The sequence below is a fragment of the Actinomadura sp. NPDC048955 genome, from assembly GCF_040649435.1.
Classification (GTDB): domain Bacteria; phylum Actinomycetota; class Actinomycetes; order Streptosporangiales; family Streptosporangiaceae; genus Spirillospora; species Spirillospora luteofluorescens.
This window is the reverse complement of the sequence record NZ_JBEZJI010000056.1, coordinates 51,290-59,852: the sequence shown is the minus strand read 5'-3', so window position 1 is coordinate 59,852 and position 8,563 is coordinate 51,290. Positions and strand designations below refer to the sequence as shown.

At 72.7% G+C, this 8,563-nt stretch carries 9 protein-coding genes; 3 read left to right on the top strand and 6 right to left on the bottom strand.

Features of this window, described 5'->3' with window-relative positions; all coding sequences use genetic code 11:
• The coding region (locus AB0C84_RS36255) for a hypothetical protein (protein ID WP_361075095.1) at positions 1-257 on the top strand (257 nt) is incomplete at its 5' end.
• A gap of 12 nt (positions 258-269) precedes the next feature.
• Here the strand turns inward: AB0C84_RS36255 and AB0C84_RS36250 are convergent.
• The 3 genes from AB0C84_RS36250 to AB0C84_RS36240 are packed head-to-tail and all read right to left on the bottom strand — an operon-like array spanning position 270 to position 3,187.
• On the bottom strand, positions 270-1,898 hold the full coding sequence (locus AB0C84_RS36250) for a phospho-sugar mutase (protein WP_361075093.1): 1,629 nt from the start codon (positions 1,896-1,898) through the stop codon (positions 270-272).
• Positions 1,895-2,695 (bottom strand): purine-nucleoside phosphorylase, encoded by an 801-nt coding sequence (locus AB0C84_RS36245; RefSeq protein ID WP_361075091.1) that lies wholly within the window; start codon positions 2,693-2,695, stop codon positions 1,895-1,897. The genes AB0C84_RS36250 and AB0C84_RS36245 overlap by 4 nt, the downstream gene beginning before the upstream one ends.
• A 39-nt stretch (positions 2,696-2,734) precedes the next feature.
• A complete protein-coding gene (locus AB0C84_RS36240; RefSeq protein WP_179846078.1) occupies positions 2,735-3,187 on the bottom strand; it encodes a gamma-glutamylcyclotransferase in 453 nt (150 codons plus the stop codon).
• Between the two features lie 203 nt (positions 3,188-3,390).
• On the opposite strand from AB0C84_RS36240, the gene AB0C84_RS36235 reads away from it, so the two are divergent.
• Positions 3,391-4,776, top strand: coding sequence for an NAD(P)H-quinone dehydrogenase (locus tag AB0C84_RS36235; RefSeq protein ID WP_361075089.1), 1,386 nt, complete (start codon positions 3,391-3,393; stop codon positions 4,774-4,776).
• Between the two features lie 21 nt (positions 4,777-4,797).
• On the opposite strand, the gene AB0C84_RS36230 is transcribed toward AB0C84_RS36235, so the two are convergent.
• Both AB0C84_RS36230 and AB0C84_RS36225 read right to left on the bottom strand, forming a co-directional pair.
• Positions 4,798-6,081 (bottom strand): ArsB/NhaD family transporter, encoded by a 1,284-nt coding sequence (locus AB0C84_RS36230; protein ID WP_361075087.1) that lies wholly within the window; start codon positions 6,079-6,081, stop codon positions 4,798-4,800.
• A 40-nt stretch (positions 6,082-6,121) separates the two neighbouring features.
• The gene (locus AB0C84_RS36225; RefSeq protein ID WP_361075085.1) at positions 6,122-6,544 is read right to left on the bottom strand and encodes a CBS domain-containing protein; all 423 of its coding nucleotides are present in this window, start codon (positions 6,542-6,544) and stop codon (positions 6,122-6,124) included.
• A 341-nt stretch (positions 6,545-6,885) separates the two neighbouring features.
• On the opposite strand from AB0C84_RS36225, the gene AB0C84_RS36220 reads away from it, so the two are divergent.
• A complete protein-coding gene (locus AB0C84_RS36220; protein ID WP_258944384.1) occupies positions 6,886-7,557 on the top strand; it encodes a response regulator transcription factor in 672 nt (223 codons plus the stop codon).
• A 22-nt stretch (positions 7,558-7,579) separates the two neighbouring features.
• Here the strand turns inward: AB0C84_RS36220 and AB0C84_RS36215 are convergent, their stop codons facing one another.
• Positions 7,580-8,554, bottom strand: coding sequence for a sensor histidine kinase (locus AB0C84_RS36215; RefSeq protein WP_361075082.1), 975 nt, complete (start codon positions 8,552-8,554; stop codon positions 7,580-7,582).
• Positions 8,555-8,563 lie beyond the last annotated feature (9 nt).

The window sequence follows — 8,563 nt, the reverse complement described above, 5'->3', positions numbered from 1 at the left end:
GCCGGGGCCAGGCGCAGCCACCGGTGCTCGGCATCGCACCCCAGCAGAACCTGCGCGACGGCCACGCAGACCAGCTCGGCATCGCTCAGCAACCGGGCACGACCCCGCCGCCGCTGTCGCCCGGAAGGCAGGACGTGATCGTCCAGATGAACATAGAGTGCGGTCAGAAGGGCGTCCAAGTCAGTCTTCACACACCGACCATGGGCGCCCTTCGCCGTGCCCGCACCCAGTTCAACGATTCCCCATCAACGATCTAGGGGCCGTCCCGGTCAGTCGAGGGCGGTGGCGACGTCCGCGCGTAGCGCCTCCAGGTCGGAGGCGGCGCGGGCGCGGGCCGCGGCGACGTCGTCGTCCACGGGGAGGACGACCTCCAGGTAGCACTTCAGCTTCGGCTCCGTCCCGGACGGGCGCACGACCACCCGCGACCCTCCGGCCAGGCGGAACCGCAGCCCGTCGGTGGGCGGCAGGTCCCCGGCGGGCCTGGCGAGGTCGTCGAACGACTCGACGCGCCGTCCGCCGAGCTCGCGCGGCGGGCCGGAGCGCAGCCGGGCCATCGCCGCGGTGATCAGCGAGAGGTCGCTCACCCTGACCGACAGCTGGGACGTCGCGTGCAGCCCGTACCGGCGGGCCTGCGCGTCCAGCAGGTCGAGCAGCGTGCGGCCGTCGCGCTTGGCGTCCGCGGCGAGCGCCGCGACGGCGAGCGCGGCGCCGATGCCGTCCTTGTCGTTGACGAGCACGCCCCGGTCGTCGCCGACGCTGTAGCCGAGCGCCTCCTCGTACCCGAACACCATCCGGAGGCCCGGTGCTCCCGCCTTCATGATCCACTTGAAGCCGGTGAGCGTCTCGGCGAACCGGACCCGGTGCGCGGCGGCGATCGCGCGCAGCAGCGACGAGGACACGATCGTCGTCGCGACCAGGCGGTCGTCGCCCGTGGTGTGGCGCAGCACGTGCTCGGCCAGCAGCCCGCCGACCTCGTCCCCGGTGAGGGTCCGCCACCCGGACGGGCCCGGGACGGCGACGGCGCAGCGGTCCGCGTCCGGGTCGTTCGCGATCACCAGGTCGGCGCCGCGGGCCCCGGCGAGGCGAAGCGCCAGGTCGAGCGCGCCCGGCTCCTCCGGGTTGGGGAAGTCCACCGTCGGGAAGTCCGGGTCGGGCTCGGCCTGCTCCGGGACGACGGCCGGCGCGGGGAACCCGGCGCGCTCGAACGCGGTGAGCAGGACGTCGCGTCCCACGCCGTGCAGGGGCGTGTAGACGATCGAGACGTCCCGGTCGCCGCCGAGCCGCAGGGACGACACCGCGTCCAGGTAAAGCCCGGCGCCCTCGTGGACGGGCCAGCCCTCGCCGAGGGGCAGCTCGTCCACGCGGCCGACGGCGTCGATCGCGGCGGAGATCTCCGCGTCGGTCGGCGGGACGATCTGCGCGCCGTCCGCCCAGTACACCTTGTAGCCGTTGTCGCGCGGCGGGTTGTGGCTGGCCGTGACCATGACGCCCGCCACGATGTCGTCGAACGCCCGGGTGAAGTGCGCCAGGACGGGCGTCGGGACGGGGTCGGCGAACACCTCGGGACGCAGCCCCGCCCCGCTCAGCACGGCGGCGGTGTCGTCGGCGAACCGCCGGGAGCCGTGCCGCGCGTCGAACCCGACGATGACCCGGCCGCCGGCGGGCAGCCGGGCGGCCAGACCGGCGGCCGCGCGCATGACCGTCACCCGGTTCATCCGGTTGGGTCCGGCGCCGAGCTCGCCGCGCAGCCCGGCCGTCCCGAACTCCAGCCGCGCCCCGAACCGGTCGGCGAGGGCCGCCTCGTCGCCCGCGTCGAGGATCGCCCGCAGTTCGGCGCGCGTCCGCGGGTCGGGGTCCTGCCCGAGCCACTCCTCGGCCCGCGCGCGCAGGTCGCTCACAGCTTCGCCAGGACGGTGCCGAGCAGCGTGCCCATGCGGCCGGCCGACGCGCGTCCCGCCGCGAGGACCTCCTCGTGGTCGAGCGGCTCGTCCGACAGCCCCGCCGCGATGTTGGTGACCAGGGAGATGCCGAGCACCTCCGCGCCGCCCTGGCGGGCCGCGACGGTCTCCAGCACGGTCGACATGCCGATCATGTCGGCGCCCAGCGTGCGCAGCATGCGGATCTCGGCGGGCGTCTCGTAGGTCGGGCCGCGGAACGCCGCGTAGACGCCCTCCGACAGGCTCGGGTCCGCCTCCTTGGCCAGGGCCCGCAGGCGTCCCGAGTACGCCTCGGTGAGGTCCAGGAACGTCGCGCCGGTCAGCGGGTTGGCGCCGGACAGGTTCAGGTGGTCGGAGATCAGCACCGGGTCGCCCACCCGCTGGTGCTCGGGCCGCAGCCCGCCCGCCGCGTTCGTGAGCACCATCGTCTTGACGCCCGCGGCGAGCGCCGTCCTGACGCCGTGCACGACGGCCTCGACGCCGCGCCCCTCGTACAGGTGCGTGCGGCCGAGGAACACCAGCGCGTTGCGCCCGCCGATCTCCACGACCCGGATCCGCCCGGCGTGGCCCTCCACGGCCGGCGGCGCGAACCCGGGCAGCTCGGTCACCGTCAGCTCGGCGACGGGCTCGCCCAACTGGTCGGCCGCCGGAACCCAGCCGGACCCCATGACGAGGGCGACGTCGAAGGAGTCGATGGACGTGCGGGAACGCAGCTCGTCCGCCGCGTCCCGTGCCAGTGCAAAAGCGTCGTTGCTCACACGGCCGACACTACCGCCGCGCCATCACGCCGCCGCCGGTCAGTCGCCCAGCGACTTGCAGGGACGTGTGCGCAGCTCCTTGACGTAGTCGTCGGGGGCGCCGGCCTTCTCGGCGGCGTCGGCGAGGATGCCGAGATAGCGCGCGGACGGGAGGCCGCCCTCATAGTCGTCCAGGACGTACATCCAGCACAGCGCGTCGCCGTCGAGCGTCTGCACCCGCACCCTGATCTTGCGGTAGACGTCGAGCGCGGCCCCCTCCCAGGCGTCGAGCTCCTTCTCGTCCCAGGCGGGCACGTCGTAGATCACGACGAAGACCTGTTCGGAGTCGTCCTCGACGACGGTCGCGAGGGCGCCGTCCCAGCCCTTGTCCTGCCCGCCGAAGGTCAGGCGCCATCCGGCCAGCCAGCCGGTGCCGCGCATGGGCGAGTGGGGAGCCCGGCCGGACATCTGCTCGGGGTCCATGTTGGAGGCGTACGCCGCGTACAGAGCCACGGTGAGAGGCTACGCCAAGTAAGGCTCGGGGGTGTGGGGGACGCCCCCCACCGGGAACGCGCCTCGCCGGAGGCCGGGGTGTTGCGGTTGGGTCGTGCGATGGAACGCGCCACACCGGTTGATGGGCTCCGGCAGGGTTGTCGCAGGAAGAAAGGGTCCGGAGCGGGACTTTTCACTGCCGGGAGTAGGAAACAATGGAAGATGTGACCCGCATCGTGATCATCGGAGGAGGCCCGGGCGGTTACGAGGCCGCGCTCGTCGCGGCGCAGCTCGGCGCCGACGTGACCGTCGTCGAACGGGACGGTCCGGGCGGCGCGTGCGTGCTCACCGACTGCGTGCCCTCCAAGACGCTCATCGCCACCTCGACCCGCATCGCGGTCATGTCGGAGTCGGCCGGCCTCGGCCTGCGCTTCAACGGCGGCCCCGACGGGATCGTCGGCGCCCTGGAGGCCGACATGGCGACCGTGAACAAGCGCGTGAAGGACCTCGCGCGGGCCCAGTCGTTCGACGTCGCCGAACGGCTCTCCTACGAGGACGTGAAGATCGTCCGTGGCGAGGCGCGGCTGGTGGAGCCGCACGTCGTGGCGGTCGGCGACCGCCGCATCGACGCCGACATCGTGCTCATCGCGACCGGCGCGACGCCGCGCGTGCTGCCCGGCGCCGAGCCCGACGGCGAGCGCATCCTGAACTGGCGCCAGCTCTACGACCTGCCGGAGCTCCCCGAGGAGCTGATCGTGGTCGGCTCCGGCGTGACCGGCGCCGAGCTCGCGGGGGCCTACCTGTCGCTCGGCTCGAAGGTGACGCTGGTCTCCTCGCGCGACCGGATCCTCCCGACGGAGGACGCCGACGCCGCGGCCGTCCTCCAGGACGTGTTCCTGCGGCGCGGCATGAACGTCATGTCGCGGTCGCGGGCGGCGGCCGTGGAGCGGTCGGGCGACGGTGTGATCGTCACGCTGGAGGACGGGACGAAGGTCGAGGGCACGCACTGCCTGATGACCGTGGGCATGGTCCCGAACACCCGGGGCATCGGCCTGGAGGAGGTCGGCGTGCGGTGCGACGCGCGCGGCTTCGTCGAGGTCGACAAGGTCTCGCGGACGTCCGTCCCGCACATCTACGCCTCCGGCGACTGCACGGGCGTGCTCATGCTGGCGTCCGTCGCCGGCATGCAGGGGCGCATCGCGATGTGGCACGCGCTGGGCGAGGCCGTGCAGCCGCTGAAGCTCGGCTGGGTCGCCTCCAACATCTTCACCGATCCCGAGGTCGCGTCGGTCGGCGTGACGCAGCACATGGTCGACTCCGGGGACGTCAACGCCCGGACGGTCATGCTGCCGCTGTTCACCAACGCGCGGGCCAAGATGCAGGGCTTCGAGGACGGTTTCGTGAAGCTGTTCTGCCGCCCGTCCACGGGGATCGTGCTCGGCGGCGTCATCGTGGCGCCGCGGGCCAGCGAGCTGATCCTGGGCGTGTCGATCGCCGTCCAGCAGCACCTCACCGTCGACCAGGTGGCGCACACGTTCGCGGTCTACCCGTCGCTGTCGGGCAGCATCACCGAGGCGTCCCGCCGGCTGATGGCCGAGCACGCCTACTAGGGGCGTGCCCGGCCGGTCCGGCTAGAAGTAGCGCAGGGCCACGTAGACCCACGCCATCAGCGTGCTCAGCACCGTCACGACGATCCCGTAGCGGGTGAACTGCCAGAAGCTGATCGGGTTGCCGGTCTTGGCGGCGATCCCGATCGCGACCACGTTGGCGCTCGCGGCGACGGCCGTCCCGTTGCCGCCGAAGTCGGCGCCGAGGGCGAACGACCACCACAGCGCCTGCGCGGTCGTCGGGTCGGGCGCACCCGCGGCCATCCCCTCCACGATCGGCGCCATCGTCGCCGCGTAGGGGATGTTGTCGAAGAACGCGCCGAGCACGGCCGACCCGAACAGCAGGGCGGTGGCGGCGGCGAAGTAGTTGTCGCCGACCGCGTCCGCCGACCAGGTCCCGATCCTCTCGACGACCCCGGTGTGCCCGAGGGCGGCCACCATCACGAACAGCCCCATGAAGAAGACCAGGACGGGCCACTCGACCTCTTCGAGGACGTCGGAGACCTGGACGCGCGAGACCAGCAGCATCACGCCCGCGCCGACGAGCGCGACGATGGACGGCTCGACGTGCAGCACCGAGTGCAGCGAGAACCCGACGATGACGAGGCCGAGCACGGCCAGGCACCGGGTCAGCAGCGCCGGATCGGTGATCGCCTTGCGTTCGTCCAGCGACATCACCTCGGCCGCGTACCGCTCGTCGTACCGGAAGGAGGAGCGGAACAGCACCCGGGCGAGCAGCACGAACGCGATGAACACGATCACCACGATCGGCGCCATGTGGACGAGGAAGTCGTTGAACGTCAGCCCCGCCCGGCTGGCGATGATGATGTTCGGCGGGTCCCCGATCAGGGTCGCGGCGCCGCCGATGTTGGAGGCCAGCACCTCGGCGATGAGGTAGGGGTGGGCCGGGACGCGCAGCCGGTTGCAGACCACCACCGTCACCGGCGCCACCAGCATGATCGTGGTGACGTTGTCCAGGAACGGCGAGGCGATCGCGGTGATGAGCATCAGCATCACCAGCAGCCGGTACGGCCGGCCCCGGGACCGCTTGGCCGCCCAGATCGCCAGGTAGTCGAACAGCCCGGTGCCCTTGATGATCCCTACGATGATCATCATTCCGAGCAGCAGGAAGATGACGTTCCAGTCGATCCCGTCGTGCTCGGAGAAGAAGACCTCGGCGCCGGGGGTGAGCCCGAGCACCGTCAGCAGGCCGGCGGCGACGAGGACGACCTTGACCTTGTCGACCTTCTCGGTCGCGATGAAGAAGAACGCGACCGCGAACACGGCGAGGGCCGCGACCGCGGTCACCGCGCGCCCTCTCGCCGGGCGCCGGCGGGGGAGCCGTCCCTCAGTCGGCGGGCCTGGTCAGCGCCAGCGCCGACACCAGCCGGTCGAGCGTGACCGCGCCGGCCAGCAGCCCGGCCTCGTCCACCACGGCGACGAGGGGGCTGCGCTGCCGCGCCATCAGGGTGGCGAGCTCCAGCAGCGTCGCGGACGTCTTGACGATCACCGGGCGGGGAGTGGGCGTTGCGAGGCAGTCGCCGACCGTCAGGTCGCGGATCTCGTGCCAGAACACGTCGGCGTGCGCCTCGTCCACCGTCCGTGTCAGCGCCGGGTCCTCCTGGTAGGCGACGGGGACCGCCAGCCGCAGCACCTGCGTGCCCGGCAGGACGACCCGGGGGCGCTGCGCCTCGTCGATCACGATCAGGCCGGGCAGCCGCCCGAGCGCGAGGACCTGGATCGCGTGGGCGATCGAATCGCCCAGGGTCACGGTGGGCACCTGTACGGCGATGTCCCGTGCTTGCATCTCGTCCTTTCGGCTTCCGGAAAGCCTGGTCCTCCGGGTGGATAGGGTCCTCCTTCTGGCGCCGGGGGCGGCCCCGCCACGGGACGGCCTCCGCGGTGCCATGGGCGGGGTACGGTGCCCTCCGCCTGTGAGCCGTGCCATGCGTCCGCCCCTTTCGTCCTGCGGCTTCCAGTCTTTTCGGCGGCGGCCCGCGTCCCCATCGGGTGCGTCACCCATTTCGGGGGGTGCGGATCGTGTATTCGCAGGCGGCCGCCGGTCCGTGCCGGGCGGCGCGCCTAGGATGAGGGCGAGAGCGGAGGTGATCGGTGCACGCGGGAGCCCACACCCGGGAGTCGGCCACCCGGATCCTGCTCGCCGACGACCACGCGCTGGTGCGCCGGGGGCTGCGCCTGATCCTGGACGCCGAGCCCGACCTGACCGTGGTGGCGGAGGCCGCCGACGGGGCGGAGGCGATCGACGCGCTGGCCGCGGGCGGCGTCGACCTGGCGATCCTCGACATCGCGATGCCGCGCATGACGGGGCTGCAGGCGGCGCGGGAGATCTCCCGCCGCTTCCCCGAGGTGCGGACGCTGATCCTGTCGATGTATGACAACGAGCAGTACCTGTTCGAGGCGCTGAAGGCGGGCGCGTCCGGGTACGTGCTGAAGTCCGTCGCCGACCGCGACCTGCTGCACGCCGTCCGCGCCGCGATGCGCGGCGAGCCGTTCCTGTACCCGGCGGCCGTGACGGCGCTGATCCGCGAGTACCTCGACCGGGACCGGCGCGGGGAGGGCCAGGCCAGCATCCTGACCCCGCGCGAGGAGGAGATCATCAAGCTGGTCGCGGAGGGCTACTCGTCCAGGCGGATCGCCGAGACCCTCACGATCAGCGTCAAGACCGTGGACCGGCACCGCGCCAACATCCTCGGCAAGCTCGGGATGCGCGACCGGCTGGAGCTGACGAAGTACGCGATCCGCGTCGGGCTCGTCGAGCCCTGACGCGGCGGTCGGGCCCGGCGGGTCAGGCCCGGCGGGCGCCGGGCGGCGGGACGACCAGCCTCACCTCGGTGCCGCCGCCGTCGGCCGGGCCGATGGTGAGCTGCGCGCCGATGAGCATCGCGCGCTCCCGCATCCCGTGGATGCCGGAGCCCACCCTGTCCGGCGGGCCCGACCCGTCGTCGGCGACCCGCAGGACGACGCGCCCCTCCCCGTCCCGCGTGAGCGACAGTTCGGCGTTCCGCGCGCCCGAGTGCCGCCAGACGTTCGTCAGGCTCTCCTGCGCGATCCGGTAGATCACCAGTTCGGCGTCCGAGCCGAGCCCCTCCAGACCCGGCTGGACGCGGCGGGTCACGCGCGGGCCGCCGGTCCCGGAGAAGTCCGTGGCGAGGGCGGTGAGCGCGCTGGTCAGCCCGAGGTCGTCCAGGACGCCGGGACGCAGCCGCCGGGCGACGCGGCGCACCTCGTCCAGGCTGGACCGGACGGTCTCCTGGACGTCCCGCAGTTCTTCCGCGACCCCCTCCGGCGCCCGGTCCACCACCGGCTTCAGCTCCAGCAGCACCACGGTGAGGGTCTGGCCGATCTCGTCGTGGAGCTCCTGGGCGATGCGGCGGCGCTCGGCCTCCTGCGCGTCCAGGACGAGGGCGGTGCTGGAGCTGCGGTCGGCCTCCAGCCGGTCGAGCATCGCGTTGAACTGCTCGACCACGTGGAACAGGTCGCCGTTCCCGCCGGCCGGCAGCCGGTCGCCGGAGCGCAGCGAGTCCATGCGCGCCATCAGCGCGGTGAGCCCCTCCAGCGGCGCCAGGCTGGCGCGCAGCAGCAGCGCGTTCGCGGCCACCATGACCGTCAGCCCGCCCAGCAGCACGAAGAACTCGCCCAGCAGGATCGGCGTCGACACGGTCACGGGCCCCACCGCGAGGACGAGGGTGCCGGCCACGAAGATCAGGCCGTTGATGCCGAGGATGCGCCAGAACAGCGCCGACGCGGGTGTCCTTCTCACGGGGCACGT